This window comes from Azospira sp. (assembly GCF_030247495.1).
GTDB classification, from domain to species: domain Bacteria; phylum Pseudomonadota; class Gammaproteobacteria; order Burkholderiales; family Rhodocyclaceae; genus Azospira; species Azospira oryzae.
In genome coordinates this window covers 316,947-342,754 of sequence record NZ_JAOTRW010000003.1, presented here as the reverse complement: position 1 = coordinate 342,754, position 25,808 = coordinate 316,947, and the positions used below count along the sequence as shown (strand labels likewise).

At 65.3% G+C, this 25,808-nt stretch carries 23 protein-coding genes; 13 read left to right on the top strand and 10 right to left on the bottom strand.

The window, feature by feature from the left end:
- The first annotated feature begins 1 nt into the window (after position 1).
- From epsC to OEL49_RS05025, 3 genes are read left to right on the top strand one after another with little or no spacing between them, the layout of a single operon-like run.
- A complete protein-coding gene (gene epsC, locus OEL49_RS05035; RefSeq protein WP_287874133.1) occupies positions 2 to 1,000 on the top strand; it encodes a serine O-acetyltransferase EpsC in 999 nt (332 codons plus the stop codon).
- 52 nt (positions 1,001 to 1,052) lie between these two features.
- Positions 1,053 to 1,988, top strand: coding sequence for a family 2A encapsulin nanocompartment shell protein (locus OEL49_RS05030; protein WP_014237176.1), 936 nt, complete (start codon positions 1,053 to 1,055; stop codon positions 1,986 to 1,988).
- Positions 1,963 to 3,867 (top strand): family 2A encapsulin nanocompartment cargo protein cysteine desulfurase, encoded by a 1,905-nt coding sequence (locus OEL49_RS05025; protein ID WP_287874132.1) that lies wholly within the window; start codon positions 1,963 to 1,965, stop codon positions 3,865 to 3,867. Before OEL49_RS05030 ends, OEL49_RS05025 begins: the two co-directional genes overlap by 26 nt.
- 155 nt (positions 3,868 to 4,022) lie before the next feature.
- Here OEL49_RS05025 and OEL49_RS05020 read toward each other — a convergent pair whose 3' ends face one another.
- From OEL49_RS05020 to OEL49_RS05000, 5 genes are all read right to left on the bottom strand, one after another.
- On the bottom strand, positions 4,023 to 6,452 hold the full coding sequence (locus OEL49_RS05020; protein ID WP_287874131.1) for an N-6 DNA methylase: 2,430 nt from the start codon (positions 6,450 to 6,452) through the stop codon (positions 4,023 to 4,025).
- Between the two features lie 5 nt (positions 6,453 to 6,457).
- A complete protein-coding gene (locus OEL49_RS05015) occupies positions 6,458 to 6,910 on the bottom strand; it encodes a DNA-binding protein (RefSeq protein WP_130458260.1) in 453 nt (150 codons plus the stop codon).
- Positions 6,864 to 7,472: a nucleotidyltransferase domain-containing protein gene (locus tag OEL49_RS05010; RefSeq protein ID WP_207222136.1), complete on the bottom strand. Its 609-nt coding sequence runs from the start codon at positions 7,470 to 7,472 to the stop codon at positions 6,864 to 6,866. The genes OEL49_RS05015 and OEL49_RS05010 overlap by 47 nt, the downstream gene beginning before the upstream one ends.
- 61 nt (positions 7,473 to 7,533) lie before the next feature.
- On the bottom strand, positions 7,534 to 9,603 hold the full coding sequence (locus OEL49_RS05005; RefSeq protein WP_414635383.1) for a DEAD/DEAH box helicase family protein: 2,070 nt from the start codon (positions 9,601 to 9,603) through the stop codon (positions 7,534 to 7,536).
- A gap of 649 nt (positions 9,604 to 10,252) precedes the next feature.
- Entirely contained in the window at positions 10,253 to 10,519 is a 267-nt protein-coding gene (locus OEL49_RS05000) for a hypothetical protein (RefSeq protein WP_197739064.1), read from the bottom strand.
- A 146-nt stretch (positions 10,520 to 10,665) separates the two neighbouring features.
- Here OEL49_RS05000 and OEL49_RS04995 point away from each other — a divergent pair, with 146 nt between their 5' ends.
- The 5 genes from OEL49_RS04995 (at position 10,666) to OEL49_RS04975 (ending at position 13,873) form a co-directional block, all read left to right on the top strand.
- Entirely contained in the window at positions 10,666 to 10,899 is a 234-nt protein-coding gene (locus OEL49_RS04995; protein ID WP_130458257.1) for a hypothetical protein, read from the top strand.
- A gap of 4 nt (positions 10,900 to 10,903) precedes the next feature.
- Positions 10,904 to 11,308, top strand: coding sequence for a hypothetical protein (locus tag OEL49_RS04990; protein ID WP_130458256.1), 405 nt, complete (start codon positions 10,904 to 10,906; stop codon positions 11,306 to 11,308).
- 293 nt (positions 11,309 to 11,601) lie between these two features.
- Complete coding sequence (locus tag OEL49_RS04985; RefSeq protein WP_287874129.1) at positions 11,602 to 12,195, top strand: RNA polymerase sigma factor; 594 nt, start codon at positions 11,602 to 11,604, stop codon at positions 12,193 to 12,195.
- A 13-nt stretch (positions 12,196 to 12,208) separates the two neighbouring features.
- Positions 12,209 to 12,595: a hypothetical protein gene (locus OEL49_RS04980; RefSeq protein WP_287874128.1), complete on the top strand. Its 387-nt coding sequence runs from the start codon at positions 12,209 to 12,211 to the stop codon at positions 12,593 to 12,595.
- Between the two features lie 84 nt (positions 12,596 to 12,679).
- Positions 12,680 to 13,873, top strand: a complete 1,194-nt coding sequence (locus OEL49_RS04975) for a metallophosphoesterase (protein WP_287874127.1) — start codon at positions 12,680 to 12,682, stop codon at positions 13,871 to 13,873.
- Between the two features lie 125 nt (positions 13,874 to 13,998).
- Here OEL49_RS04975 and OEL49_RS04970 read toward each other — a convergent pair whose 3' ends face one another.
- On the bottom strand, positions 13,999 to 14,685 hold the full coding sequence (locus OEL49_RS04970; RefSeq protein ID WP_287874126.1) for a class I SAM-dependent methyltransferase: 687 nt from the start codon (positions 14,683 to 14,685) through the stop codon (positions 13,999 to 14,001).
- Positions 14,686 to 14,947: 262 nt separating this feature from the next.
- Between OEL49_RS04970 and OEL49_RS04965 the strand changes: the two genes are divergently transcribed.
- The 3 genes from OEL49_RS04965 to OEL49_RS04955 all read left to right on the top strand — a co-directional run bounded on the left by OEL49_RS04965 (position 14,948) and on the right by OEL49_RS04955 (position 18,212).
- Complete coding sequence (locus OEL49_RS04965; RefSeq protein WP_287874125.1) at positions 14,948 to 15,802, top strand: alpha/beta hydrolase; 855 nt, start codon at positions 14,948 to 14,950, stop codon at positions 15,800 to 15,802.
- A 133-nt stretch (positions 15,803 to 15,935) separates the two neighbouring features.
- Positions 15,936 to 16,925: a TraB/GumN family protein gene (locus OEL49_RS04960; protein ID WP_287874124.1), complete on the top strand. Its 990-nt coding sequence runs from the start codon at positions 15,936 to 15,938 to the stop codon at positions 16,923 to 16,925.
- 564 nt (positions 16,926 to 17,489) lie between these two features.
- Complete coding sequence (locus OEL49_RS04955) at positions 17,490 to 18,212, top strand: MgtC/SapB family protein (protein ID WP_287874123.1); 723 nt, start codon at positions 17,490 to 17,492, stop codon at positions 18,210 to 18,212.
- Between the two features lie 12 nt (positions 18,213 to 18,224).
- Here the strand turns inward: OEL49_RS04955 and OEL49_RS04950 are convergent, their stop codons facing one another.
- Positions 18,225 to 19,142 (bottom strand): LysR family transcriptional regulator, encoded by a 918-nt coding sequence (locus OEL49_RS04950; RefSeq protein WP_287874122.1) that lies wholly within the window; start codon positions 19,140 to 19,142, stop codon positions 18,225 to 18,227.
- A 133-nt stretch (positions 19,143 to 19,275) separates the two neighbouring features.
- Between OEL49_RS04950 and OEL49_RS04945 the strand changes: the two genes are divergently transcribed.
- Positions 19,276 to 20,031 (top strand): SDR family NAD(P)-dependent oxidoreductase, encoded by a 756-nt coding sequence (locus tag OEL49_RS04945; protein WP_287874121.1) that lies wholly within the window; start codon positions 19,276 to 19,278, stop codon positions 20,029 to 20,031.
- Between the two features lie 102 nt (positions 20,032 to 20,133).
- Here OEL49_RS04945 and OEL49_RS04940 read toward each other — a convergent pair whose 3' ends face one another.
- The 3 genes from OEL49_RS04940 to OEL49_RS04930 form a co-directional block, all read right to left on the bottom strand.
- On the bottom strand, positions 20,134 to 21,087 hold the full coding sequence (locus OEL49_RS04940) for a c-type cytochrome (RefSeq protein WP_287874120.1): 954 nt from the start codon (positions 21,085 to 21,087) through the stop codon (positions 20,134 to 20,136).
- A gap of 36 nt (positions 21,088 to 21,123) precedes the next feature.
- Positions 21,124 to 21,858: a c-type cytochrome gene (locus OEL49_RS04935; RefSeq protein ID WP_287874119.1), complete on the bottom strand. Its 735-nt coding sequence runs from the start codon at positions 21,856 to 21,858 to the stop codon at positions 21,124 to 21,126.
- Between the two features lie 203 nt (positions 21,859 to 22,061).
- Entirely contained in the window at positions 22,062 to 24,152 is a 2,091-nt protein-coding gene (locus OEL49_RS04930) for a c-type cytochrome (RefSeq protein WP_287874118.1), read from the bottom strand.
- Positions 24,153 to 24,351: 199 nt separating this feature from the next.
- On the opposite strand from OEL49_RS04930, the gene OEL49_RS04925 reads away from it, so the two are divergent.
- On the top strand, positions 24,352 to 25,755 hold the full coding sequence (locus OEL49_RS04925; protein WP_287874117.1) for an NAD(P)H-dependent oxidoreductase: 1,404 nt from the start codon (positions 24,352 to 24,354) through the stop codon (positions 25,753 to 25,755).
- Positions 25,756 to 25,808: the final 53 nt, after the last annotated feature.

The window sequence follows — 25,808 nt, the reverse complement described above, 5'->3', positions numbered from 1 at the left end:
CATGGCCGCCCCCACCTACGGCTGCGGCCAGTCCCAGGGCCCCCAGGGCCAGCGCCCGGGCGCCAAGTGGGACCTGGGCCGCATCGTCGCCGAACTGCGGGCCGAGCGGGAGCGCTGGCGCGAACGCCAGCAGCGCCACAAGGACGTGGGCGGCCGGGAGCTGCCCTCCCGGGAGGTGCTGCAGGAGATCGTCACCCAGCTGCAGGGCGCCCTCTTCCCCATGCGCCTGGGCCCGGCCCAGCTGCACCAGGAAACCGAGGACTACTACATCGGCTACACCCTGGACGCGGCCCTGGAAGCCCTGCTCGGCCAGGTACGGCTGGAGCTGTGCTACGCCGCCCGCCACCAGCCGGCCGCCGACGGCGCCGTGGAAGAGCGGGCCGTGCATATCGTGCGCAGCTTCGCCGAAGCCCTGCCCCAGGTCCGCGCCCTGCTCGACACCGATGTGGAAGCGGCCTACAGCGGCGACCCGGCGGCCCGCAGCGTCGATGAGGTGCTGCTCTGCTACCCGGGCGTGGTGGCCATGATCCACCACCGCCTGGCCCACCAGCTCTATCGCCTGGGCGTACCCCTGCTGGCCCGCATCGTGGCCGAGCTGGCCCATGCCGAGACGGGCATCGACATCCACCCGGGGGCTGCCATCGGCGCCGGCTTCTTCATCGACCACGGCACCGGGGTGGTCATCGGCGAAACCGCCGTCATCGGCCAGCGGGTGCGCCTGTATCAGGCCGTGACCCTGGGCGCCAAGCGCTTCGCCACGGACGAGGCGGGCAACCTGGAAAAGGGCCAGCCGCGCCACCCCATCGTCGAGGACGACGTGGTGATCTACGCCGGCGCCACCATCCTGGGCCGCATCACCATCGGCAAGGGCAGCAGCATCGGCGGCAACGTCTGGCTCACCCACAGCGTGCCCCCGGGCAGCCACGTGACCCAGGCCGACTCCCAGCATTCGCAACATTCCCCCCGGCCGCCGACGCCGCTCAAGGCCGCCGCAGCCTGATTCCTTTTTTCAAACCACCGCTCCATCACAACTCAAGCAAGGAGAGTAATCCATGACCGAAGTCGTCCATCCGGAAGGCGCCCAGGCCCTCGGCGACAACGCCGCGCGGCAACTGGCGAATGCCACCAAGACCGTCCCTCAGCTATCCACCATCACCCCGCGCTGGCTGGTGCACCTGCTGCAGTGGCTGCCTGTGGAAGCCGGCATCTACCGCCTCAACAAGGTCATCAACCCCCGGGACGTGCGCGTCGCCTGCTCCCAGCGGGATGAATCCGAACTGCCCCAGACCTTCGTCGATTACGACGCCCAGCCCCGGGAATATTTCCTCAACGCCGTCACCACCATCCTCGACGTGCACACCCGGGTTTCCGACCTCTACAGCAGCCCCCACGACCAGATCAAGGAACAGCTGCGCCTGACCATCGAGACCATCAAGGAACGTCAGGAATCCGAACTCATCAACAACCCGGACTACGGCCTGCTGGCCAATGTGGACGACGCCCAGCGCATCTCCACCCTCACCGGCGCCCCCACCCCGGACGACCTGGACGACCTGCTGACCAAGGTGTGGAAGGAACCCGCCTTCTTCCTCACCCACCCCCTGGCCATCGCCGCCTTCGGCCGCGAATGCACCCGCCGCGGCGTGCCGCCCCCCACCGTTTCCCTCTTCGGCTCCCAGTTCCTCACCTGGCGCGGCATCCCCCTGATCCCCTCCGACAAGGTGCCCATCGAGGACGGCAAGACCAAGATCATCCTGCTGCGCACCGGCGAAAAGCGCCAGGGCGTGGTCGGCCTGTTCCAGCCCGGCCTGGCCGGCGAACAGAGCCCGGGGCTGTCGGTGCGCTTCATGGGCATCAACCGCAACGCCATCGCCTCCTACCTGATTTCGCTCTATTGCTCCCTGGCCGTGCTGACCGAAGATGCCCTGGCCGTGCTCGATGACGTGGAGATCGGCAAGTACCATGACTACCCCGACACCTACAAGTAACCCGCCGGAAGGCCTGGCCGGGCTGCTGCCGGCGGGGCTGCCCAACGAGGCCACCCTGGCCCGGCTGGCGAGCGAGTTCTTCGCCGCCCTGCCGGGCGATCCGGGCCCTGGGGTTGCCAACACTCAAAACCCCGCCCCGGTGGGCAACGTGGCATCCCAGTCCCACGAGCCGGTGATCGCCCTGGGTCAGCGGGCGCCATCCCTGGCGCCGGCGGCAAGCAGCCAGAACGGTGCGCCAGACTCGGCTGTGGAAGCCATTCCCGGGGCAGGCAAGCCTGGGAGCGCCGTCCTGGGCGTGCCCCAGGCCTATGCCCCCGCCCTGCCCCAGTCCGCCTCGTCCGCAGCGCCGGTGTTCGCGCCCGCCACGCCCTATTACTTCCTGGGCGAAGGCAGCGCTTACCCTGCCCACCTGCCCAAGGAGAACGAGATCGTGGTGCCGCGGGACGACCGCGTCACGGCCCAGTCCTTCGGCCTGCCCGGCGCGGAAGAACTGAAGGCCCTGCTGGCTGACAACAAGACGCCCCGGGAAAGCAAAGGCAGCATTCCCGCCGCCGTGCCCAGCCGCAGTTCCTCCTTCTACTTCCTCGACCCGGTGGGGGCAGATGCGGCCCAGGCCGAGCCCCCGGTGCAGCCCCTGGCCCACCCGCCCCTGGACGTCAACGCCATCCGCCGCGACTTCCCGATCCTGGCGGAACGGGTGAACGGCAAGCCCCTGGTCTGGTTCGACAACGCCGCCACCACCCACAAGCCCCAGGCGGTGATCGACCGGCTGGCCTGGTTCTACGCCCACGAAAACTCCAACATCCACCGCGCCGCCCACGAACTGGCGGCCCGGGCCACGGATGCCTACGAGTCGGCGCGGAACAAGGTGGCGCGCTTCATCGGCGCCGGCTCCGCCAACGAAATCATCTTCGTGCGCGGCGCCACCGAAGCCATCAACCTGGTGGCCCAGAGCTGGGGGCGCCAGAACATCGGCGCCGGCGATGAAATCGTGGTCTCGATTCTCGAGCACCACGCCAACATCGTCCCCTGGCAACAGCTGGCCGCCGAGAAGGGCGCCAAGATCCGCGTTATTCCGGTGGACGACGACGGCCAGATCCGCCTCGACGAGTACCAGAAGCTGCTCAACGAGAAGACCAAGCTGGTGGCCATCACCCAGGTTTCCAACGCCCTGGGCACCATCACCCCGGTCAAGGAAATCGTGGACCTGGCCCACCGGGCCGGCGCCAAGGTGCTGGTGGACGGGGCCCAATCCGTCTCCCACCTGCGGGTCAATGTGCAGGCCCTGGATGCGGACTGGTTCGTTTTCTCCGGCCACAAGGTCTTTGCCCCCACGGGCATCGGCGTGGTCTATGGCAAGGGCGCCATCCTGGAGGCCACCCAGCCCTGGCAAGGCGGCGGCAACATGATTGCCGACGTCACCTTCGAGCGGACGCTATACCAACCGGCGCCCAACAAGTTCGAAGCCGGCACCGGCAACATCGCCGACGCCGTGGGCCTGGGCGCCGCCCTGGACTACGTGGAACGCATCGGCCTGGAAAACATCGCCCGCTACGAGCACGCCCTGCTGGAATACGCCACCCACGGCCTCAAAACCGTGCCCGGCCTGCGCATCATCGGCACGGCAAGGGACAAGGCCAGCGTCGCCTCCTTCGTGCTGGAAGGCTTCAAGACCGAGGAAGTGGGCAAGGCCCTCAACCAGGAAGGCATCGCCGTGCGCTCCGGCCACCACTGCGCCCAGCCCATCCTGCGCCGCTTCGGCCTGGAAGCCACGGTGCGTCCGTCGCTAGCCTTCTACAACACCTGCCAGGAAGTGGATCACCTGGTGGCAACGTTGAAGCGGTTGAAGGGAGGGAGGAGTACGACGGTGTTTGGGTGAGGCTCAAGCGCCGCTGAAAACAAAAACGCCGCCCCGGCTTGCCGGGGCGGCGTTTTCATGGGGGAACCGGCAAAACCCCTCGAGGGCAGCATGGGCCAATGACCGAGTGCGGCGCACTCAGTCGCGCACAGGCCCACCCAGCGCCTTATCAGTGGCTACGCGCTGCTGCCCCAGACCCGGTTGATAGTGGCCTTGATCTTGGCCTCGAAGCGCTCGATCAGTTGCTTGTTGGCATCGACCAGGGCTTGCTCGGCTTCGATTTCGGCAACGATGGCCCGTTGGGTTTCGAGGTCGGGAACAGGAAATAGCCTTTTCTCCATCCCCCCTTTTGTTGCATGCAACATAGCAATACCACTTCCTTCAGCTTTTATGTTTTTGGAGTCCATTTCGAGTAGATGAAATAGCCACTTTTTCTCTACACGATCAGAAACCATAATTTTCCAGATGTGATAGTGAAAAATAGCTCTAGGGCCATCCCAAATTCTGGGCCCAAAGGATGCAGACCAGGCATACAGGAGATCACCTGCTTCACAGTATTTTTCGGGTGTCAATTCAAGATCAGAGTAATACCAACTACGATTTGAGAAGAAATTACCTACTCGTAGCACAGGCGTTGGGCCTGATTTGAGTAACTCCTCCTGCTTATATGCCCGCCCATTGATTAAGTTGGCGATAGTCCCCAATTCATAACATGGCCAATCCGGCTGCACATTGATTCGGGGCCGGTAGTTCTCCACTACCTGCCGGGCGCCGTCGATGATCTTCTGGTAGCCCTCGATTTCCGCGACGATTTCTTGCTGGATGGCGAGAGGTGGGAGCGGAATCATCAGGTTTTTCAGATGTTCGAATCCAACTCTTGGAAGTTGTGCTCCACCTATTCCTTTGAGTACCTCGTCGTTGAACTGCGGAGAACGCATAACAATGCTGACAAACCGCGGATCAATACTGCTCTTTGCACGGAATACAAAAATATCCGTCGAGCAAATTCCATTCATCTGGGCAAAATAAACCTTGTTGAGGTTCGGGCGTAGTTTTCCATATAAGACATCGCCAGCAGAAAATTTTGCTTTCAGGCTTCTAATTTCTGAATAGTCAGCCTGAACATCTCCAACGAGTCGCCCTGAGTTTGTTTCGATATTTTCCAAACCAACGTATGCAACCGTTCCAGTTTCCATCATCGGATCTATGGACTCAGAAACGCGATCAAGGACCTCTCCTATAGAGGTAAGAGGATAGGCATGGTGACGGAGGGAGGTAGTTTCAACATATCGATCACCGCTCAGGTTCCAGTCGGCGCTTTCACCAATCCGTCCCCGCTCGACCCGCACCACCACTGGCGATTCCTCATCGAATAGTCCGCCCATCCACTCGCGCAGCACACGCGCAGCTTCCGGCAAGTCGCTCCCAGTCACTGCCCGCCGCTGCGCCCCGAGGTTGAAACCATCGTTCTCCACCTTGACGAACAGCACTGAATCGCAGTTTTTCGCCAGGCGCTTGTCGAGGATCAATATCGAAGTCTTGACCCCCGAATAGGGGTTGAAGACCCCCGCCGGCAGGGACACCACGGCCACCAGGGAGGTCTTGACCAGCATTTCGCGCAGCTTCTTGTAAGCGGTGCCGCTCTGGAAAATGATGCCCTCGGGCACGACGATGGCGGCCCGGCCCTGGGGGCTGAGGTGCTCGGCGATGTAGTCCACGAACAGCACTTCCGAGCGGGTGGCCTGTACCGAGAAACGCTTGTGGGGCTTGATGCCGCCCTTGGGCGACATGAAGGGCGGGTTGGCCAGGATGATGTCGGCCGTCTCGTTCCAGCGTTCTTCGCTGGTCAGGGTGTCGTATTCGACGATGTGGGGGTCGGTGAAGCCGTGCAGGTACAGATTGACCAGGGACAGGCGCACCATGTCGGGGGAGATGTCGTAGCCGTGGATGTTGGCTACCAGGGTGGCCCGCTCTTCCGGCGTGAGCAGGTCGCCGGCACGGGTTTTGGTGTTCTGCTTGAGGATGTGCTTCCACGCCGAAATGAGGAAACCGGCGGTGCCGCAGGCGGGGTCGAGGACGCTTTCGTTTTTCTTGGGGTCGATGATCTCGACCATGAAGTCGATGATGTGGCGCGGGGTGCGGAACTGGCCGGCATCGCCCTGGCTGCCAAGCACGGAGAGCAGGTATTCGAAGGCGTCGCCCAGACGTTCGGAATGGTCGTAGGTGAAACCGTCGATTTCCTTGAGGAAGGCGCGCAGGGTTTCCGGGTCCCGGTAGGGGAGATAGGCGTTCTTGAAGATGTCACGGAACAGGGCCGGGATGCCGGGGTTCTCGTTCATCTTGCCGATGGCTTCGGAATAAAGGGCCAGCACGTCGAAACCGCCCATATTGGGGGCCATCAGTCGGGCCCAGCCGTATTTGGCGTATTCGCCGGCAAAGAAGCTGCGCTTGCCGCCCAGTTCTTCGGCCTCGGCGTCCATGTCGTCCATGAACTTGTAGATCAGCGCGATGGTGATCTGTTCAACCTGGGATTTGGGGTCTGGCACTTTGCCGACGAGAATGTCGCGGCAGGAATCGATACGGCGTTTGGTGTTGCTGTCGAGCATGGGGTTTATTCGTTTTCGCTAAGCAGGTCGGCGCGATGGCGTTGCAGCCATTGCCGGGTGTGGGTGAGCAGCGCTTCGGCCTGGGCCAGGCATTCCCGGACGGCGGCATCGGTGACGGGGTCGCCTTCGTAGTCGTTGAGGTTGCGCTGCTTGCGCAGGGCATCGAGAACGATGACCGTATCTGCAGCCGTGCCCAGGGTCTTGGGCAGGGCTTGCAGGGCGGTCTGATGGTGGCCGGGCTGGCTGGTGGCGGTGCGATAGCCATTGGCCCACAGGCCGACCATGGCGCATTGCATGATGGTCTTGTAGGCGGCGTCGAAGCGGTTGTCGTTGCTGAGTTTGCTCAGGCGGGCATCGGCCAGGTTGCGCTCGGCCGATGCCAGCAGGCGCAGGACGCCGTCCGGCGTCGCTTCAAACGCCTGCAGGCGATGAATCGCCAGCAAATTTTCCAAGGTCATGGACGGTGCCGATCACGAAGAGTTTGGGGTTGGCGAGAATGTTCCAGACGAAGCCATCCTTGGCTGCGACGCGCTGGGCAAACTCGGCGGCGGTATAGAGCACCGGGTTGATCTCCCGTTGCAGGATGGACTGGGCGGGGTGCAAGGCTTTGATGGCGTCGCCAAAACTGCAGTCGGCGATGAGCAGCAGATCGACGTCGCTGCGGGCGTTTTCATCGCCCCGGGCTAGGGAACCGAAGACCATGGCCAGTTGCGGCGGGGGCTGGAGCTGCCTCAGGGCCTCGGCCAGCACGCCGACCAGGCCGCTGGTCTTGCGGAACAGGCCCGCCAGCTCGGCGAAAACCGGGCACTCCCGGTTGGCCTGGTAGCGCACCTGATTGCCTTGTTTTTCCCGTTGCAACAGGCCCACTTCGGCCAGCCGCGCCAATTCCTTGTGCAGGGTGCCCGGTGTGGTGCCGGTCAGGCGGGCCAGTTCGCGGACGTGGTAGCTGCTCTCGGGATGCAGGAGCAACTGGGCCAGCGCCCGCTGCCGGTAGGTGCCAAATAGAAGATCAAGCAGCACGGGAATGCCAATGTAGCCAATAGAGCTTCGATTGTAGTCGATATTACTTCGTTTTGGCGATTCACATGAACTGGTTGAGGGAAACGTAATCCTTCACGTACTCGGGAATGCGCTCACGCCATTCCTGGGGCACGGCCTTGAAGTCGGCCATGCTGAAGGCTGGGTTGACGTTGAGGTCGGTTAGCCGCTTCTTTTCGAGAATGTCCCGCAAGTGCCCGTCAGTAGCGTAGGCCTTGAAGAAGTACTTCATGGCAACAACGGCCTCGGCATGTTGGCTCAGGGCTTCGGGGGGCTGGTCGAGCAGGAACTTCTGGAATTCGTCCTCGAGCAGTTCATCCTTGCCCTTGAAATAGGGGATGAGGCCGAAGATCTTTTCCAGAATCTCCCGCAGGGTCAGCCGCCGATCCACGCCGGCAGCGCGACGCAGCTTGTCGAGGGTGTAGTACTCGGCTGGCTTGTCGAGCAGGTGGGTGGTGACGTAGTCGATGGCCTGGTCCCACTGTTCGTTATCTACCTGGCGCTGCAGGATCGGATCAGCCTTGACCACGTTTTCAAAGCCTTCGAAGAACATGCGGTCGATCTTCATGCCCTGGGGGCCAACGGCTTCCTCCCGGACCTGATGGATATTGTCGGGACCGCCGTGGATGTATTCGCCATTCGGGCCAATGGTCGTACCGCCATCCTCTCCACTGCCTTCACCGGTGCCCAGCCTCGGCAGCTTGAGCACCTGGTCGTAATCAAACTTCTCCTCGAAGTACTCGCAGTTGGCAAAGAAGTCGAAGAACTTGAACTGGCTTTTTTCCTGCCTGCCGATCTGCGCCTTGAGCTGCTTGTCGAACAGCTGTTCGAGGAAGCCATGCTTACGCGTGCCGCGGCCCTTGATCTGGACGAAGTCGGACGGGGAGAACACCGGTCGCATCAGGGCGAGATTGAGAATATCCGGGCAATCATAGCCGGTGGTCATCATGCCGACAGTGACGCAAACCCGGGCCTTGCTGGTTTTGTAGGCCTCAAGAAAGTTGGCCGAACCGAGCAGGTTGTTATTGGTGAAGTTGATGGTGTATTGCTGGGCATCGGGGATCAGCGAGGTGACCTGCACCGCAAAGTCGGATTGGTACTTGCCCGGCCAGATGACATCGGCCAGCTCATTGAGGAGTTGGGTCAGCTTGGCCGCGTGGTTCTGGCTGACCGCGAAAACGATGGACTTGCCGAACTCATGGCTGATCGGATCACGCAAGCCATTATTGAGAAAGGTCTGGCAGAAAATGCGGTTGGTGGCTTCGGAGAAAAATTTCTTCTCGAAGTCCTTCTGGAAAAAGCTGTCTTCGCTGCCCTCTTCTCCGCCCTCGCCTCCATTGGCGACGGCATAACCTTTATCCGATAGCAATTGCGTGGTGATGTCGGTCCGCGCATCGACAACCACGGGGTTGATCAAGAAACCTTCGCGCACGCCGTCGAGCAGGGAATATCGGAAAGTCGGCTGACCGGACTCGCAGCCAAAAGTACGGTAAGTGTCGAGAAGCAGCCGGCGTTCGGCTTCCCGCGGGTCGCGGGTACTGGGCTTGGACGCGTCGAATTTCTTCAGGTAGTCCCGCGGCGTCGCAGTCAGGCCCAGCTTGTAACCGACGAAATACTCGAACACGGCACGTGCGTTGCCCCCGATGGAGCGATGCGCTTCGTCAGAAATCACCAGGTCAAAATCAGTGGGCGAGAACAGTCGGCGGTATTTGTCGTTGAAAAGCAGGGATTGCACGGTAGTGACGACAATCTCGGCCTTGCGCCATTCATCACGGCGCTCTTTGTAGATCACCGAGGTGTAATCGTTTTTCAGATAGGCGACGAACGCCTTGTTGGCCTGGTCTTCAAGTTCCAGCCGGTCAACGAGGAAGAGCACGCGGCGTGCGTTGCCGGTACGCAGGAAGAGCTTGATGACGGCGGCGGCGGTCAACGTCTTGCCAGTGCCGGTGGCCATCTCGAACAAAAAGCGGCTGTGACCTTCGGCAACGGCATCCTGAATCGCCTGCACGGCGCGCTTCTGATAGTCGCGTAGGAAACGCAGACGATTCTTCTGGATGAAGGCATCGCGCTCACCGGCATTGTTCCAGCCCGCCTCGGTGGCATAGCCTGGCATCTGCGTCAGCGCGATGTAGTCCTTGCTAACCGGCTCGGTGATCAAGCGCTGCGGATTGGGCTGGAAGCGGTGATAGCCCTTGATCGAATCAGGTGAGGGGAAACGGGTAATGATGTGGGGGTTACCCTGCTCCAGATCCCAGAAATAATGGAGGTTGCCGTTGGAGAGAATGACGAAGCGGCAGTTTTGTGACTTGGCGTATTTGCGCGCTTGTTCTTTGCCAACCAGGGGATTCTTGTCTTCCGACTTGGCTTCAAGAACAAGGAGAGGAAAACCTGCATCGTCGAGCAAGAGGAAGTCAATGAATCCATTGCTTGATTGCTCGAAATTGTCACCAAGGGCATCTACAGCATCCTTGGTCAGTTTGACTTTTGGTTCAAGAACGATGTTGGCCTTACCCGCTAGATCATCGAAGAAGCGCCAACCAGACTCCTCTAACAGTTTATTGATCTTGATACGGGCCTTGGCTTCCTTGGCAGCCATTCTAGGTACTCCCTGTGTTGTTCTTTAGTCGCATCGCACCCTCTGCAAACAGAATTAGTACGAACTGGCACGGTAGGCTTGCAAGTCTATAGACAGAGTCTCAACAACGGACGTTTTTGCCGAGGTGGCAATGGACTGGAGCCATATCGGCTACTACCACGGGACTTTAGCTTTGGTCCAAATAACCCTTCGCCAGATTCTGCTGAAGGGTTTTAAGCTGCTCCAGTTCAGGACTAGTCTGCCCAGCCTCAGGCTGAGACTTCCCCGTCAGCAGCCAAAGCGAGTACTCGGGCCAAGCCACTCCAATCGCCTCAAAGTGCTCTTCATTCGCCCGCTGCCGTCCTTCGCACACCGCCTTCCATGACGCGGCCTTGACGCCCGTCAGCTCTTCCATGTGCTTGAACTTGCGGTGAGGCTCGGTCTTGGCTGTCACCACAGCCGCCACCCTGGCCCTGATCGCCGAAGTTTCCTCTTGACCCACGTAACTCTCTGTCATATATTAACTAGTAAATATTTTGCTTATTCGCACATATAACTCTTACTGTGGTTATGTGTGCTTCATTGTGGAGCAAAGTGATTATGACAGTCGCAGAAAGAATCAACCAGCCGGCGCTGGTGCCGATCATGCACTGGAAGAAATTCGCGGAAGTGGTGGGCATTGAGGAAGGTGTGCTGCGGGGCCTGTGCGACCGGGACCATATTCCCTCCATCTGTTTCGGCAAGCACCGCTTCATCAATCTGGCCAAGCTCAATCACCTGTGCCTGGATGAAAGCCACGACACGGCTAATCCGAGCGGGGCAGCGGAGGACTGAGGCAATGGATAAGCGCACCATCACACCCCACGAAGCGGAGTTGAACCGGCTGATCCTGCAAGCCCAATCCCGCCTGCACGCCATGGGCGATGGCGGCTTCGTCCAAGGTTGCAGCCTTTCCCTGCGGGAAAGGGCGCGGCTGATCCAGGTGGCTTCGCTGGATACCATGGCGACGCTGCAACGGATGCGGGAGGTAGCCCTGGCCGTACTCAACGGCGTCCCCCTGGCCGGTGACAAGGAAGTGAAATGCGCCGACTGTCGCCACCACGTGCCCAGCCTGACCTTTGCCGACGAGGCCAGTTGCGCCGTGCATCTGAGCCTGCAAAGCATGCACCGACTGCGCCATTGCAGCCATTTCCAACCCCTGGCGGCCAAGCCGCCGGCAGTGCCCGCCGATCCTGCCGCCTGAAGGCATGGAAGCGGGCCGGGATTGCATCCCCTGGCCCTGCCCTCCTGACCATAGTCGTCGCCGCTCAAGAAAGCCGCCAGGAAAACCGGGCGGCTTTGTTTTTGCCATGGCCGGAACTGGCGTAGCCTTGAGGCTTGCGGCTGGGCCGCCGACAAACCGGCGACACTCTGGCCGATAATGGGGCGACGCCTCCGGCAGTTCCCCCGGGCCAAGCCCGGCAGCCGCTGCCCGTTACCACCAACTATTTTTTCACCCACCCACAATATCCATGCCCTTCATCCGTCTACCCAGGCATGGACACATCGTTCCCCCTTTCCCTGCCCCGCGACGAGACCCGCCTGATGGCCGAGCAGAACCAACGCCTGACTGAAGCCATTGCCCGGGAGAGCGGGCGGCTGGGCAGTTTCATTCGCCGGCGCGTGCCCGACCCGGGCGAGGCGGAGGATATTCTGCAGGACGTGTTCTTCGAGCTGGTGGAGGCCTGGCGCCTGCCGGAGCCCATCGAGCAGGTGGGGGCCTGGCTGTTCCGGGTGGCCCGCCATCGCATCGTGGACCGTTTTCGCAAGCGCCGGGAGGAACCCCTGCCCGTGGCCGTGCTGGAAGACGGCGACGAGGAGCATTGGCTGGAAGCCGCCCTGCCGGCGGATGACGGCGGGCCGGAGGCGGCCTATCTGCGCCGCCTGTGGCTCGATGCCATCGCCACGGCCCTGGAGGAACTGGCGCCGGGGCCACGGGAAACCTTCATCGCCCACGAGATCGACGGCCGCAGCTTCAAGGAGATGGCGGCGGAGAGCGGCGTGCCCATGAACACCTTGCTCGGCTGGAAGCGGCAGGCGGTGCTGCACCTGCGCCATCGGCTGCGGCCCCTTTACGAACCCCAATCCTGAACAGGAAACCAATATGAAATGCAGAACTGGAAAATCCGGCTGCGCCTCGCGCTGCCTCAAGATCGGCCTGATGGTCGTGGTCGGCATCGGCGCCCTTACCTGGGTGGTGATGCAGTTGTGGAACTGCCTGCTGCCGGACCTCTTTGCCGGCGTTTCCCCCATCGGCTACTGGCAGGCCCTGGGCGTGCTGGTGCTGAGCCGCATCCTCTTTGGCGGCATGCGCGGCGGCGGCTTCCACCACTGGCGCGAACGCCGGGCCCACTGGGAAAGCCTGACGGAAGAAGAGCGGGCACAACTCAAGGGCCGCTTCCACAGCCGCTGGAGTCACTGCTGCACGCCCCAGGCGGAAGGCGCCGAACCCCAGGCCAAGGCCGCGGATAAACCGGCCGACCAGGCTTGATGGCCTGAAACCTCCCCAGGCCCTGGGCGCGCCTCGTGCCGCCCGGGGCCGCCGGCCACACGCCGGCCTCCCTGGAAAAACCCCATGCGCCCTGCCTCCCTGACCTCCCCCCGCCCGGCCACACCGCCCGCTGCTGCGGCCCAGCCCGCCCTCCCCGGCCGCCTGCGCCGGGCCCTGTGGCGCGTGCTGCCGCTCATGGGCGGCCTCCATGCCTACATCGGCTGGCGCCTGCTGCCGTCGCTGGATCTGCATCCCGCCGCCCTGGCCCTGGCCATTGCCGGGCTGGCCCTTTCCGCCTGCCTGGTGCCCCTGGGCCTGCTGGGCCGCTTCGTCACCGACAACCCAACCCTGGCGGACCGGCTCAGCTGGCTGGGCAGTCTGGCCATGGGCCTCTTCTCTTCAGTGCTGGTGCTGACCCTGCTGCGGGATGTGGGCCTGCTGCTGGCCGGCGCGCCTTCCCTGGCGCAGCCCACGGCCCTGGCGGTGGTGGCTGCCGCCGGCCTGTTCACCCTGTTCGGCTACGCCAATGCACGGCGGGTGGCCCGCATCGTCCGGGTGGAGGTGCCCCTGGCCGACCTGCCGCCGGAACTGGATGGCTTCACCATCGTCCAGCTCAGCGACATCCACGTGGGGCCCACCATCAAGCAGGACTACGTGCAGGCCATCGTGGACCGGGTCAATGGGCTGGAGGCGGATCTGGTGGCCATCACCGGCGACGTGGTGGATGGCAGCGTGGAGCATCTACGGGAACACACCGCACCCCTGGGCCAGCTGCGCAGCCGCCACGGCAGCTATTTCGTCACCGGCAACCACGAATACTATTCGGGCGCTGGGGCCTGGATGGCGGAGTTCGAGCGCATCGGCCTCAAGGGCTTGCACAACGGCCACACCGTCATCGCCCACCATGGCTCCCGCCTGGTGCTGGCAGGGGTGACGGATTATTCGGCCGGCGCCTTCGATACGGCCCAGGCCAGCGACCCGGCGGCGGCCCTGGCCGGCAGCCCGGCGGGGCTAACCCGCATCCTGCTGGCCCACCAGCCCCGCTCGGCGCCGGCTGCCGCTGCCGCCGGCTTCGACCTGCAGCTTTCCGGCCACACCCACGGCGGCCAGTTCTGGCCCTGGAATTTCTTCGTGCCCCTGCAACAGCCCTTCACCGCCGGCCTGCACCGGCTGGGCCGGCTGACGGTCTACACCAGTCGCGGCACCGGCTACTGGGGCCCGCCCAAGCGCCTCGGCGCGCCTTCGGAGATTACCGTGCTGCGGCTGGTGAGGGCTTAAGGTTCCGAACCTTTCTTTTTGGGCTCGCCCCCCACCAACAGGCGTCCCCGAACCGAAATACCTATAAGGCCCAGCGCAGATTGACGGCGGCGTTGTGGTTGTGGTGGCCCTGGCGGTGTTGGCCTTCAGGCATAGGCCACCCAGCCGCGGAAGGCAAAGCCGACGTAAAACAGCTGCACATCGTGGAAACCGGCCTCGCGCAGGACGCCTTCGTCCTCCTCGGGACTGAGAATGGTCAGCTCCCGCTCCACCTTTTCCCGGGTGGCCTGGGCCTGTTCCGGGCTGCTGCCAGATGCGGTCAGAAAGGCAGCATAGCGGGACATCCAGATATCCCGCCTGTTCTGCTCGGCCTCGGCACTGAGATGGGCAACGACAAACGGGGCCCCGGGCTTCAAGCGGCAGCGAATCTCCCGCAACATCGGCAGGCGCTGCTCTCGGGGTACGAAGTGGCAGGTCAGCAGGCAGGTGGCGGCATCGAAGGGGCCTTGCGGCGCATCCTGAACATAGCCCTGGTGTAGTGCGATCCGGGAAGAAAACGGGCTGAGCCGTTGGGCCGCCAGTTCCAGCATGGGCCCACTGGGATCGATCCCGTCGAACTGCCAGCCGGGATGGGCTCGGGCATAGTCTTCCAGTTCCAGCCCGCCGCCGGCACCCACCACAAGAATCCGCCCCTGCCCGGCCACCCGCTCCTCAATGAGGAGGCGGGTCATCGGCAGCAGGCTGAGATAACCGGGAACGTTGCGCCGGGGCCCTTCGGCGTACTTGTCTACCGCGTCGGGAGTCTGAAAGGCAGCATGGGGTGTGGGTTGCATGGGCGAATTATCCCATACCGCCCCTCAGCCTTTTGACGGTGAAAGCAAAAGCGCCAATCCCCTGCGCCGGCCTTAGAAGGCCCAGCGCAGATTGACGGAGGCGCTGCGGTTGTTGAAGCCCTGGCGGTGTTCGCCGTCTATCCGATTTTCCATCATAGGTACCGCCCATCTAACCGCATCCACTCTCAATGCCCTGCATTAATGACATTTTCATGCCATCATCGGGCTTTCGCCTGACCACTCCGCGCCGATACCCATGTCCGTGAAATACCGATTCGTGCTCGTCCTCCTCAGCCTGGCCCTGGGCGCCTGCACCGCCCTGCCCTCACCCCGCGAACGGCAGGACCATGCCGACAACCTGGCGGCCGCCAGGCAATGGCAGAAAGGCACACTCACGGCAGCGCCCTTCACCCTGCGCACCTACGAACCCGTGACGCCCCGCCAGGGGGACACCCTGGCGGTATATATCGAGGGCGACGGCCTGGCCTGGCTCAATCCCAGCCAGCCCTCGGCCGACCCCACCCCGGTCTCGCCCCTGCTGCTGCAACTGGCCCTGGCCCAGCGGGAAGGCAAGGCGGCCTACCTGGCCCGGCCCTGCCAGTACGCCGAGCCCGGCGCGGCCCCCTGTGCGCAGCGCTACTGGACCGACGGCCGCTTCGCGCCGGAGGTGATCGACGCCATGGACCGGGCCCTGGACCAGCTGAAGGCACGCCAGGAGGCCCGCACCCTGGTGCTGGTGGGCTACTCGGGCGGCGGCGCCGTGGCCGCCCTGCTGGCGGCCCGCCGCAGCGACGTGGCCCGCCTGGTGACCATCGCCGGCAATCTGGACCACCGGGCATGGACCACCTTCCACCGGCTGACGCCCCTCGATACCTCCCTCAACCCGGCCGACCAGGCGCAGCGGCTTGCCGCCATCTCCCAGATCCACTGGATCGGCGGGCGGGACACGGTGATGCCGGCGGAACTGGCCCGCCGCTGGCCGGCGGCCCTGCTGGGGCCGCGGCAGGAAAATCTGAAGCTGGTGCCCGAGGCCAGCCACGGCCAGGGCTGGCCCGATCCGCGCCAGACGCCGGAATTCCCCCTCGGCCCCAGGAGCAACGGCAAGCCCCTGCCCTGAGAGCGGCCACCATCGCCGCCCTCAGCCGCCCTGCCGCCCCGACCGCACTTGCCAATGCCCCCGGTCGGGGGACAATGCCGATTCCCCTTTGCCGCAATCTGCCAACACCGCCACGCCCGCCATGTTTTCCGCCATGTCTCATACCTCACGCCTGTCGCCCCGCGCCCGCTGCCGGACCCTTCTGTTTGCCGCCGTCGCCCTTTTTTTCTCCTTTCAGGGCCTGGCCCAGACGCCGCCGGACTGCCCCGCCACCCAGCACGCGCCGCCCTCGGCGGAGGAGACCCGGGAATACCTGAAGAACGCCCGGGACCACGGCTTTCTCTGGCGCATCGAGAAGGACGGGCGTGCTTCTTACCTCTACGGCACGGTCCACGTGGGCAAGCAGGAATGGCTCTACCCGGGCCCCCTGATGCGCCGGGCCATGGCGGAGACGGACACGGTGGCCCTGGAGATGGACGTGCTCGACCCGGCCATCGCCGCCCGCATCCAGCAGCTGATGCTGTTCCGCAAGGGGCCAAAACTGCCGGCCGGGTTGCAGAAGCGGATCCGTCGCCAGGCAGAGGCCTCCTGCCTGCCCTACGCCGCCATCGCCGCCCTGTCGCCGGAACTGCAGGTGGTGACCCTGACAGTGATGCTGGCGAAGAAGGAAGGGCTGGACCCGGCCTACGCCCTGGACGTGATGCTGGCCGGCTTCGGCCACGGCACCAAGCGCCCGGTGGTTTCCCTGGAGGAGCCGGAACTGCAGATGAAAGCCCTGCACATGAAGACGCCCCGGGAAACCCAGGCCTTCGTCGAGGCCAGCCTCAATTCCCTGGAGTCGGAGAAGGCCCTGGGCGCCCTCAGGCGCCTGGCCAAGGCCTGGGAGGAAGGGGATTACACCACCATGGCGGACTATCCCGCCTGGTGCGAGTGCATGGAAACGCCGGTGGAACGCAAGGCCATGCAGCGCCTGCTCAACGAGCGCAACCCGGACATGGCCAAACGCATCGACCAGCTGCACCGCCAGGGCAGCCGGGTCTTCGCCGGCGTCGGCAGCCTGCACCTGTTCGGCCCCACCGGCCTGCCCGCCCTGATGCAGAAGAAGGGCTACACGGTGGAACGGATCGACTTCGCCCGGCCCTGAAGGCGGTGCGGCCAGGACCATGGCACTACCCTAGGCCGCCCATCGGGCGGCCCTTTTTCTGCCACCGGAACGCCATCACCCCCGACCACGGCATGGTGGAGCCAGGCCCGATGCCGAGCCCGCCAGCCCCGCCCATCCGGCAGTCCCTGATGCATGCCGGGCGCCGCGGCCGGAACACATTTCTGTCACTTTACTTTCATACAGTTACGTTCCAGAATCCGCCGGTTTTCTTTTTTCGCGGAGCGCCCCTGTGGGCCCATGTTCGAGTGACAGTACAGCGCCGGTCCCCGTGACCGGAGCAGCCTCGGCCGGATAACGCGCAGCCTCCCCTGCCCTTATCCCGCCCCGGCGGGATGCGGCAACCCAAGCCTGATTGACGGTTCCCAGGCTTGCCCCCTCCCTTTTCGTACCTTATCGCCAGCCGCGCCCGTGCAGACGGGTTCCGGCCCGTGCGCCCCCTTGCCCTTGCCGGCCCATGGCAGGACAAGGCTGCGGCCATGGGTGCGGCAGGCGGTCCCGTCCTCGTTCGCGGGTTGCCGTGGGGCACCATTTTTGGAGCACGCCATGACCCTGCAAGCCATCGACAACATCAACCTGGTCTCCCTGGCCGACTCGACCCTGAGCCTGACCACGGCCTTTATCCTGGGCAGCCTGATCGGCCTGGAACGGCAGTACCGGCAACGTACCGCCGGCCTGCGCACCAATGTGCTGGTGGCCGTGGGCGCGGCCATTTTCGTGGATCTGGCCAACCGCCTTAACGGCCATGCCGGCGCCATCGGCGTCATTTCCTACGTGGTCTCGGGCATCGGCTTTCTCGGTGCCGGCGTCATCATGCGGGAGGAAGGCAATGTGCGCGGACTCAACACCGCTGCCACCCTGTGGGGCTCGGCCGCCGTGGGCGCCTGCGCCGGCGCCGACATGCTGCTGGAAGCCCTGCTCGGCGCCACCTTTGTCCTGGCCTCCAACACCCTGCTGCGGCCGGTGGTGGACCGCATCAACCGTCAGCCCATGGACACCCTGGCCGTGGAAGTGACCAATACCGTCTATGTGATCGCCCGGCAAAGCCACCAGAAACAGGCCCTGCATCTGCTGGAAAACGCCCTGGAGGCTGCCGACTTGCCCACCCGGGACCTGAAGGTGCACGCCTTCGGCGAAGATGCGGTGGAAATCGAGGCGGTCCTCGCCGCCAATGCGGTGGACGGCGAGCACCTGGAACGGCTCACCCGGCAACTGGCAGAACAGCCGTTCATCTCCCAGGCCTTCTGGAGTCCCAGCACCACGGAATGAAGCCGGCGCAGCCTAGGCCGGCATTTCGGCCCGGCCGTAATCCGCCACCACCTCCACCAGCCAGTCCATGAAGACCCGCACCCGGCGCGGCAGGTGGCGGCGGTTGGCGTAGAGCAGGTGCACCGGCATGGGCGGGGCGTTGAATTCGGGCAGCACCGGCACTAGCAGACCAGCCTGCAGCAGGGCCTGCATGCCGGCCAGCGGCACCTGGATCAGGCCCAGGCCGGCCAGGCAGGCGGCGGTGTAGGCATCCGAATTGTTCACCGTCACCGCCCCGGCCATGGGGATGCGGCGCAACTCCCCAGCCCCGTCCTCGTATTCGAAGCCGGGGGATTTGCCCCCCAGGATGGGGACGTAATGGATCAGCCGGTGGGCGGCCAGGTCTTCCAGGGAATGGGGCGTGCCGTGCCGTTCCAGGTAGGCCGGGCTGGCCAGGTTGAGCTGGCGCAGCTGGCCCAGGGGCCGGGCCACCAAGGAGGAATCCCCCAGGGCGCCCACCCGCAGCACGCAGTCGAAGCCTTCCCGCACCAGGTCCACGCGGCGGTCGGTGCTGCTCACTTCCACCTCCAGCCCCGGGTGCCGTTCGAGAAACTCCGGCAGCCGGGGCATGACCGCGTGGCGCGCCGTCCCGGCCGGCATGTCCACCCGCAGGCGGCCGCTGAGCTGGGCTTCGTCGCGGCGGAACATGGTCTGCAGTTCCTCCATGTCCGCCAGCAGGTCCCGGCTGCGCTCGTAGTAGGCCTGGCCGTCCTGGGTCAGCTGCACCCGGCGGGTGGTGCGGTGCAGGAGGCGGGCGCCGAGCTGGCTCTCCAGCCGTTGCACGGCAGCGGAAATGCTGGCCTTGGGCAGGCCCAGGCTGTCGGCGGCCTGGGTGAAGCTGGCCAGTTCGGCCACCCGCAGGAAGATTTGCATGGCGTCGAGCTGGTCCATGGCGCCCTCATTGTCTATGAATGACGAACAGTCTAAACAAATACCGCGTATTTATCCGACACTTTTCGATCAATAGACTGGCTTCCACGGTCGGCCCCAGGGCCGGCCCTCCCCCACCTTCAAGGAGCCAGACATGACCAAGATCGCACTCATCACCGGCGGCAGCCGGGGCCTGGGCCGCAACGCCGCCCTCAAGCTCGCCGCCCGCGGCGTGGACATCATCCTCACCTACCGCAGCCGGGCCGACGAGGCCGCTGCCGTCGTGGCCCAGATCGAGGCCCTGGGCCGCCGCGCCGTGGCCCTGCCCCTGGCGATGGATGAAGCCGCCGGCTTCCCCGCCTTCGCCGAGGGGGTGTGCCAGGCCCTGGCCGGGACCTGGCAGCGGGAGCGTTTCGACTTCCTGGTGAACAACGCCGGCATGGGCATCAACGCCGCTTTCGCCGAGACCACGGAGGCCCAGTTCGACCTGCTCATGAACACCCACCTGAAAGGGCCCTTCTTCCTCACCCAGGCCCTGCTGCCCCTGCTCAACGACGGCGGGCGCATCCTCAACGTCTCCACCGGCCTGGCCCGCTTCGCCCTGCCCGGCTACGCCGCCTACGCCAGCATGAAGGGCGGCATCGAGGTGTTGACCCGCTACCTGGCCAAGGAACTCGGGCCCCGGGGCATCGCCGTCAATGTGCTGGCCCCCGGCGCCATCGAGACCGACTTCGGCGGCGGCGCCGTGCGCGACAATGCCCAGCTCAACGCCTTCATCGCCGCCCAGACCGCCCTGGGCCGGGTCGGCCAGCCGGACGACATCGGCCATGCCGTGGCCGCCCTGCTGTCGGAAGAGACGGGCTGGATCACTGCCCAGCGCATCGAGGCTTCCGGCGGCATGTTCCTCTGAGCAAAAAAAAAGCAGCCGTCCCTGGAGCGGTACGGCTGCGAAAAGGAAAGGGGGCTGTCATGGCCCCTTTCCGGGGGTTGGGAATAAGGGAAACAGCCGGGCCTACTGCACGCCCTGCCCCAGCTTCTTGCCGTTCACCACCACGCCGTAGAGATTGACGCCGTCGTCGGCGTGGTAGCGCTTGCGGGTCTCGTCGATGCTGCCGTTGATCAGGCGCGGGTCCTGGGGCCGCTCGTGGGAGTTGATGTAGGCGGCCACGTCCCAGGCCTCCTGGTCCGAGAGGGTCTCGCCCCGGCCCAGGGGCATGTTGTGCTGGATGAAGCCGGCGGCGGTGTTGATGCGATGCATGCCGGCGCCCCAGTTGTAGGAGTCCTTGCCCCACAGGGCGGGGAAGACGGAGGTGACGCCCACCTTTTTGCCCTCGCCGTTTTCGCCGTGGCACAGCTGGCACTGCTTCTCATAGACCGCCTTGCCCCGGGCGATGTCGTAGCCGCCCTTGGGCGGCGGCGGCTCGTCGAAGCCCCGTCCCGGCAGGGCCTTGCCCGTTGGGGCGCCGGTGGACAGCCAGTAGGCGTAGGTGGTGAGGGCGGTGAGGATTTCGCTGTCGGCCGCCGGCGGCTTGCCGTTCATACTGAACTGGAAGCAGCCCTGCATGCGCTCCACATAGGTATTCACCTTGTTGTTTTTCTTGCGGTAGGCCGGATACATGGGATAGGCCGCCCACAGGGGCGCCGAGTTGGCCTTGCGGCCCCGGTCGATGTGGCAGTTCACGCAGTTCATCTCGTTGCCCACGTACTCGGGCGCCAGGGCCTTGGTGTTCATGAACAGGTCCTGGCCCCGGCGCACCAGCTCGCCGAAGGCGTTGTTGGGAATGTCGGTGTCGGCCGGGGGCTGGAAGTACTGCTGGCTCACAGGCTTGGCCGGGGCTTTGGGCAGCTGGGTCTGGTCGTCCAGGCGGGAATTACGGGGAGTGTTGGCGGTGTCGGCTGCCTGGGCGATACCGGCGAACAGGCAGATGCTGCCCAGCAGGGCGGCAAGAATCTTGGCGTTTTTCATGGCGGGAATCCTTTCGATGTAGGGGGAACGTTCGTCTCAGCGCAGGCGATGCTGGCTTTCGTCGAAGGCTTCCTTGGATTCCCCCAGGCCGGCGAAATAGTCGGCCACGGCCTTGATCTCGGCTTCGCTCAGATCCACGGCGATGTGGGCCATGAGCCCGTTGGGGTCGTTGCGGCGGCTGGGCGGCACGGCGGCCACCGCCTTGGTTTTGCGGGTCGCGGCCACGGCCTTGGTGCCGCGCCAGGCCTTCAGCTGGTTCTCGATGTAGAGAGCGGACTGGCCTGCCAGGGGCGGGAAGGTGTCGCCCACGCCGACGCCGGCGGGGCCGTGGCACAGGGTGCATTCGGGGATGTTGCGCTCCCAGGCGCCGCGCAGGGCGATCCAGGCGCCGCTGCCGGGCTGGGGCCGCTCCACCGGGCCGGGCTTGATATTGACCTTGGGCAGCTCGGCGTAGGCCTTGGCCACGGCGGCCACTTCCTCAGGAGCAAGGGACTGGGCGATGGGCTGCATCACCGCATTCTCCCGGCGCCCGGCCTTGAAGTCGGCCAGCTGCTTGGCGATGTAGGCCTCGGGCAGGCCCGCGAGGCGCGGAAAGCCGGCGGCGGTCATGCCCTTGCCGTCGGTGCCGTGACAGGTGATGCAGGGCATGGCCGCCGGATTGGCGCCGCCCTTCTGCATGATGTCGCTGCCGTCGACAGCCTGGGCCGACAGGGGCAGCAGCGCCGGCAGCAACAGGAGGCCGGAGAGCAGCGGGGTAATCAGTTTTCTCATGGGGTATCTCCTCTCGAAGTTCGGGAATGAGTGACGGAGCGGTCGGGCGCTCTCTATTCTGAATGCATATGCAGATGGCTGGGGGTCGGGTTTCTCCTCGGTTACGTCAATCCCGATCCGGCCCCAGGAAAAAAGCCGCCCCGGGAGGGGGCGGCAGCCTCAGGCTCAAGGCGGGTCGGAAAGCTGGATGAAGGGGGGGGGCCTCAGTAGCGGGCGTCCTCCGGCTTCTTGCCATTGGGCCAGTCCTTCACCTTCTCGGGGAAGTCCGGGCGGGGCTGGTGGCTGAAGTACTCGGCCACGTCCAGGGCCTCCTGGTCGGAGAGGCCGCCCTGGCCCAGGGGGAACTTGCCGTGGAAGCCGATGGGCATGTTGCGTTTGACGAAGGCGGCGGCGGTATAGGTGCGGGCCATGCCGGCGCCGATGTTGAAGGACTCGTCGCCCCACAGCGGCGGATAGACCATCTTGCCGTCGGCGGACTTGAGGCCTTCGCCGTTCTCGCCGTGGCACACGGCGCACTGCTCGGCGTAGATCTTCTTGCCGTTGTCGCTGTTGGGCTTCAGGGAACGGTCGATCTTGCCGATGCCGCGGCCGGGCACCTTGTCTTCAGGCTTGGTGGCGCCCTTCATCCAGTCGAAGTAGGCGACCATGGCCTTCATGTCCGCCGACTCCACGGGCAGGGGCTTGCCGTTCATGGAGCGCTTGAAGCAGCCATTGATGCGGTCCTCCAGGGTGATGATGCGGCCGGCCCGGGGCGCGTAGCTGGGGAAGAAGGCGGAGACGCCGACGAAGGGCGAGCCGTCGGCCACGGTACCGGCATTGAGGTGGCAGCTGGTGCAGTTGAGCTGGTCACCCACATGGTTGGGCAGCAGGTCCTTGGTTTCCAGGTGCAGACGCATGCCGCGCACCAGCTGTTCGGCGTTGGGCTTGGCCAGCATGTCGGCCAGGCGCGGCGTCTCGAACTTGCTGTTGTCGATGGCCTTGGGGTCCTGCTTCACCACTTCGGCCCGCATCTTCTTCACCTGGGAGGCGGTCACGGCTTCGCCGCCGTTGCCCCAGCTGCTGCGGACGAAGGTGATCAGCTCGGCCAGTTCCTGGTCGTTGAGGCGGGCAAAGCCGGGCATGGTGAACACCCGGGGATGGGCCGCCGTAGAGGCGGTCTTCCAGCCGGTGAGGGTGATGTGCAGCAGGGTGGCCGGGTCCTTCGCCGTCACCGCCGGGTTGCCGGCCAGGGGCGGGAATATCTTGCTGACGCCGTTGCCGTCCTGGCGGTGGCAGTCGCCGCAGAACTGCACGTAGGCCAGGCCGCCGCGGGAGCTGAAGAGATTGCCCGGCACCTTGCCCGCCACCTCGCTGCGGGGCACGCTGGGGGCCGGCAGTTCATGCTCGCCCGGGGGCAGGGACTTGAGATAGGTGGCGATGGCCACCAGGTCCTCGTCCTTCACGTGCTGGGTGCTGTGGTGGATGACCTCGGCCATGTTGCCGGAGGCGGTGGCGAAGCGGTTCTGCCCGGTCTTGAGGAACAGGGCGGTGTCCTCCACCGTCCACAGGCCGCGCAGGCTCAGGGCGCGCCAGGATTCCACGGTCTCCCCGGCGAGGAAGTGCTTGCCCTTGCTGCCGGCGTCGCTCATGGCCTTCTCCTGGAAGGCGATGCCCCGGGGCGTGTGGCAGGCGCCGCAGTGGCCCAGGCCCTGGACCAGGTAGGCGCCCCGGTTCCAGGTGGCGTCCTTGCCGGCGTCGGGCTGGAAGGGCGTGGCGTCGAGGAAGGCCCAGTTCCACAGGGAAAGGCCCCAGCGCTGGTTGAAGGGCCAGCGCATGGCGGTGGGCTTGTTGGCCTGCTTCACCGGCGCCAGGCCCTGCATCAGGTAGGCATAGAGGGCCTGCATGTCCTCGCCGGTCATCTTGGCGTAGGAGGGATAGGGCATGGCCGGGTAGAGATTGTGGCCGTCCGCCGCCACGCCCTTGCGCATGGCACGGTCGAACTGGGCGAAGGTGTAGTTGCCGATGCCCGTTTCCTTGTCCGGCGTGATGTTGGTGGAGAAGAGCACGCCGAAGGGCGTGGCCAGTTCCCGGCCGCCGGCCATGGACTTGCCGCCTTCGGCGGTATGGCAGGCAACGCAGTCGCCCAGGCGGGCCAGGTATTCGCCCCGGGCGATCTGGCCGGCATCGGCGGCTTCGGCCCGGCCCAGGCCGGCGGCGGCCAGGGCGGAGAGGAGGAAGGTGGCGGCGGCGCTGCGCCACAGGCGCGTCAAGGCGCCGGCCGGCGCCCCTGCAGGCACGGATGGGACATGGGTCATGGCTGTACTCCCTGTACTTGGTTTGTTTGGGGTCAAGTCTAGGGAGGGCGCCCCACCGCGCCTATTCGGATATCCGGTTAGGGCCATAACCGAAAGTGACTATTGCCGGCGGCTGCCTAAACCGCTTGTCCTGGGCGCCCCGACCTGCCCTCCCTGCTGCACATCGCCATTTCCCCGGCCCCGGGATCATGGCAACATCATGCCAACTCCATTATTCCACTCGCCCATGCAGCCGCCCACCACACCCGCCGCCGACCGCCGCATCCTCATCCTCGACGCCACCCCCGACGACGACGGCCCCGACCGCCGCGTGGCCGACCGGCTGGCCGCCCTGGCCACCGACAGCGGCGCCCTGATCAGCTGCTTCCGCCTGGAAGAGGTGCGCCTGGCCCCCTGCCTGGGCGACTTCGAATGCTGGACCAAGACCCCCGGCCTGTGCCGCACCCAGGACGACGCCAACGCCATCGCCAAGGCCTTCCAGCAGGCCGACCTGGCGGTGATGGTGACGCCCCTCTTCCACGGCGGCTACCGGCCCTCCCTCAAGGGCGCCCTGGACCGGCTGCTGGGCGTGATCCACCCCTTCTTCCACGAATCCGTCGGCGTCACCCGCCACCAGCCCCGCTACGAGCGCTACCCGGCCATGCTCTTCGTCGGCCTGGAAGCCGCGCCCGATGCGGCGGCCCGGGAACTGTTCGCCGCCTTCGCCGGCGGCAACGCCATCAACCTCATGGCCCCCCGTTTCCACACCCTGGTGCTGGCCCCCGCCACCGCCCCCTGGGAGGAAGCCCTGGCCGCCCGCTTCGCCCAGGCCCTGGCCGGCAGCGACGGCGAACCCTTCCCCCACCACCCGCCGGCGGACGCCCTGGCCCGGGCCTGCGCGCCGGACCCGGCCCTGCCGCCGGCGCCGGTGCAACGCGCCGCTCTGCTGGTGGGCAGCGCCCGGCCCAAGGGCGAAAGCACCTCCGAATCCCTGGCCCGGAGCCTGGCGGAAAACCTGGAACGGCAGGGCGTCGCCGCCACCCTGGTACACGTCATCGACTTCATCAAGCCCGGCCGCCGCGCCGACGCCGCCCTGGCCGCCCTGGGCGAAGCCGAGCTGCTGGTGGTGTCCGCCCCCCTCTACGTGGACGGCCTGCCGGGCCTGGTCCTCAAGGCCCTGGAACAGATCGCCGCCCAGCCCGGCCGCCTGCAGCGGATCGCCGGCCTGCTCAACAGCGGCTACCCGGAAGCGGCCCACAACCGCTCCGCCATGGCCCAGCTGCGCCGCTTCGCCCACAACGCCGGACTCGGCTGGGCCGGCGGCCTGGCCATGGGCGCCGGCGAAGTGCTGCACGGCAAACCCCTGGCCAGCATGGGCTTCATGTTCCGCAAGCAGATCGCCGCCCTCCACCAAGCCGCCCCGGCCCTGGCCGCCGGCCGCGGCATCCCCTCCGAAGCCAGCGCCTCCATGGCCCGCCCCCTCCTCCCCGCCTGGCTGTTCCGCCTGGCCGCCAAACTCCGCTGGTTCACCCAGGCCCGCAGCCACGGCACCCCGTGGAACGACCTGGGAGCCAGGCCCCATGAGTTGAAGCGGGAGGAGAAAGCGCTGGAGAATGGAGGCTGAACTGGCAGGCAGCAGAGGAGTTCGAATGAGCCTAGGGCGACTCTCGGCTAATT

Bases quoted from the DNA above. Each gene is read 5' to 3' on its own strand.
- OEL49_RS04995 (WP_130458257.1), top strand. From the start codon at position 10,666: ATGACAGTCGCAGAAAGAATCAACCAGCCGGCGCTGGTGCCGATCATG.
- epsC (WP_287874133.1), top strand. From the start codon at position 2: ATGGCCGCCCCCACCTACGGCTGCGGCCAGTCCCAGGGCCCCCAGGGC.
- OEL49_RS04955 (WP_287874123.1), top strand. From the start codon at position 17,490: ATGACCCTGCAAGCCATCGACAACATCAACCTGGTCTCCCTGGCCGAC.
- OEL49_RS04940 (WP_287874120.1), bottom strand. From the start codon at position 21,087: ATGAAAAACGCCAAGATTCTTGCCGCCCTGCTGGGCAGCATCTGCCTG.
- OEL49_RS05025 (WP_287874132.1), top strand. From the start codon at position 1,963: ATGACTACCCCGACACCTACAAGTAACCCGCCGGAAGGCCTGGCCGGG.
- OEL49_RS04930 (WP_287874118.1), bottom strand. From the start codon at position 24,152: ATGACCCATGTCCCATCCGTGCCTGCAGGGGCGCCGGCCGGCGCCTTG.
- OEL49_RS05020 (WP_287874131.1), bottom strand. From the start codon at position 6,452: ATGCTCGACAGCAACACCAAACGCCGTATCGATTCCTGCCGCGACATT.
- OEL49_RS04985 (WP_287874129.1), top strand. From the start codon at position 11,602: ATGGACACATCGTTCCCCCTTTCCCTGCCCCGCGACGAGACCCGCCTG.
- OEL49_RS04935 (WP_287874119.1), bottom strand. From the start codon at position 21,858: ATGAGAAAACTGATTACCCCGCTGCTCTCCGGCCTCCTGTTGCTGCCG.
- OEL49_RS05005 (WP_414635383.1), bottom strand. From the start codon at position 9,603: ATGCCAGGCTATGCCACCGAGGCGGGCTGGAACAATGCCGGTGAGCGC.
- OEL49_RS04925 (WP_287874117.1), top strand. From the start codon at position 24,352: ATGCCAACTCCATTATTCCACTCGCCCATGCAGCCGCCCACCACACCC.
- OEL49_RS04980 (WP_287874128.1), top strand. From the start codon at position 12,209: ATGAAATGCAGAACTGGAAAATCCGGCTGCGCCTCGCGCTGCCTCAAG.
- OEL49_RS04950 (WP_287874122.1), bottom strand. From the start codon at position 19,142: ATGGACCAGCTCGACGCCATGCAAATCTTCCTGCGGGTGGCCGAACTG.
- OEL49_RS04970 (WP_287874126.1), bottom strand. From the start codon at position 14,685: ATGCAACCCACACCCCATGCTGCCTTTCAGACTCCCGACGCGGTAGAC.
- OEL49_RS04975 (WP_287874127.1), top strand. From the start codon at position 12,680: ATGCGCCCTGCCTCCCTGACCTCCCCCCGCCCGGCCACACCGCCCGCT.
- OEL49_RS04990 (WP_130458256.1), top strand. From the start codon at position 10,904: ATGGATAAGCGCACCATCACACCCCACGAAGCGGAGTTGAACCGGCTG.
- OEL49_RS05030 (WP_014237176.1), top strand. From the start codon at position 1,053: ATGACCGAAGTCGTCCATCCGGAAGGCGCCCAGGCCCTCGGCGACAAC.
- OEL49_RS04960 (WP_287874124.1), top strand. From the start codon at position 15,936: ATGTCTCATACCTCACGCCTGTCGCCCCGCGCCCGCTGCCGGACCCTT.
- OEL49_RS05015 (WP_130458260.1), bottom strand. From the start codon at position 6,910: ATGACCTTGGAAAATTTGCTGGCGATTCATCGCCTGCAGGCGTTTGAA.
- OEL49_RS04945 (WP_287874121.1), top strand. From the start codon at position 19,276: ATGACCAAGATCGCACTCATCACCGGCGGCAGCCGGGGCCTGGGCCGC.